This window comes from Kitasatospora sp. NPDC048722 (assembly GCF_040650235.1).
Taxonomy (GTDB): Bacteria; Actinomycetota; Actinomycetes; order Streptomycetales; family Streptomycetaceae; genus Kitasatospora.
This window is the reverse complement of record NZ_JBEZGX010000159.1, coordinates 1-1963: the sequence shown is the minus strand read 5'-3', so window position 1 is coordinate 1963 and position 1963 is coordinate 1. Positions and strand designations below refer to the sequence as shown.

Genomic DNA, 1963 nt, shown 5'->3' with positions numbered 1-1963 from the left:
GTGCCGTGCGCCTCGACGGCGTCCACCTCGGCGGGCGCCAGGCCGGCGTCGGCCAGGGCGGCCCGGATCACCCGCTGCTGCGACGGGCCGTTGGGGGCGCTGAGCCCGTTGGAGGCACCGTCCTGGTTGACGGCGGAGCCGCGCACGACGGCCAGCACCGGGTGCCCGTTGCGACGGGCGTCCGAGAGCCGCTCGACGAGCAGCACGCCGACGCCCTCGGAGAAGCCGGTGCCGTCGGCGGCGTCGGCGAAGGGCTTGCAGCGCCCGTCGAGGGCCAGGCCGCGCTGGCGGGCGAAGTCGACCGGGATCATCGGCGTCGACATCACGGTGACGCCGCCCGCGAGGGCGAGCGTGCACTCGCCGCCGCGCAGCGCGCGGACGGCGAGGTGGAGCGCCACGAGGGACGACGAGCAGGCGGTGTCGACGGTGACGGCCGGGCCCTCCAGGCCGAGGGTGTAGGCGACGCGGCCGGAGATCACGCTCGCGGCGTTGCCGGTGCTGACGTACGGCGCGGCCTCGTCGGGGATGCGGGCGACCCGGTCGAGGTAGTCGCTGGAGGACAGGCCGGCGAACACGCCGGTGTGGCTGCCGCGCAGTGTGCCGGGGTCGATGCCGGCGCGTTCGAGGGCCTCCCACGAGGTCTCCAGGAGGAGCCGCTGCTGCGGATCCATCGCGAGTGCCTCGTTGGGGCTGACGCCGAAGAAGGCGGCGTCGAAGCCGGCGGCGTCGGCGAGGAAGCCGCCCTCGCGGGTGCGGGAGGAGTCGGGGTGGTCGGGGATGCCGTCGTAGAGGCGGTCGAGGTCCCAGCCGCGGTCGGCCGGGAAGGGGGCCACGGCGTCGGTGCCGGCGGACAGCAGGGCCCACAGGTCGTCGGGGGTCGCGACGCCGCCGGGGAAGCGGCAGGCCATCCCGACGATCGCGATCGGTTCGTCGGCGACCCGGGGCGCGGCGCCGGTTCCGGCCGCCGCGGTGGTGCCGGTGAGGCCGTCGGCCAGGTGCCCGGCGAGCGCCCCGGGGGTGGGGTGGTCGAACACGAGGGTCGCGGGCAGGCGCAGGCCGGTCGCGGTGTTGAGGCGGTTGCGCAGTTCCACGGCGGTCAGGGAGTCGAGGCCGAGGTCGCGGAACGACCGCGTGGCGTGGACCTGGTCGGCCGAGGAGTGGCCGAGGGCGGCCGCGGTGCAGCCGATCACCAGGTCGAGCAGCGCCGCGGCGCGGTCGGCCGCGGTGAGCCCGGCCAGGCGGGCGCGCAGCCCGTCGGCGGCCTGGGCGCCCTGCGCGGTGCGGCGGGCCGGGGTACGGACCAGGGAGCGCAGCAGGGCGGGGAGTTCGGCCGCGCCGCGCGAGCGCAGGGTGGCGGTGTCGAGCCGGACGGGGACGAGGAGGGCGCGGTGGTCGGCGAGGGCGGCGTCGAACAGGGCGAGGCCGTCCGGGGTGCTGAGGGTCAGCGCACCGGACTGCTCGGCGCGGGCCCGGTCGCCCGCGCCGAGGTGGGCGGTCATGGTGCTGGCCTGTGCCCACAGGCCCCAGGCGAGGGCGGTGGTGGGCAGGCCGGCGACGCGGCGGTGCTGGGCGAGGGCGTCGAGCCAGGCGTTGGCGGCGGCGTAGTTTCCCTGGCCGGGCGAGCCGAAGACGCCGGCGGCGGAGGAGAACAGGACGAGGTCGGCGAGGTCGAGGCCGCGGGTGAGCTCGTGCAGGTGGCGGGCGGTGTCGGCCTTGGGGCGCAGCACGGCGGCGAGCCGGTCGGCCGTCAGGCCTTCGACCACGCCGTCGTCGAGGACGCCGGCCGCGTGGACGACGGCGGTGAGCGGGTGTTCGGCGGGCACGGCGGCCAGCAGGGCGGCGAGCGCGTCGCGGTCGGCGGTGTCGCAGGCGACGGCGCGGTAGACCGCGTCCTGGTTGCGGGTGACCGCGACCGGGGTGGAGTTGGAGCTCCAGCCGCGCTTGATGTTGTTCAGCACCGCCG

1 protein-coding gene is annotated in these 1963 nt (G+C 77.2%); it reads right to left on the bottom strand.

The window, feature by feature from the left end; all coding sequences use genetic code 11:
• A partial coding sequence (locus AB0C76_RS41225; protein ID WP_359975893.1) for a beta-ketoacyl synthase N-terminal-like domain-containing protein occupies positions 1 to 1963 on the bottom strand: 1963 nt, incomplete at both ends.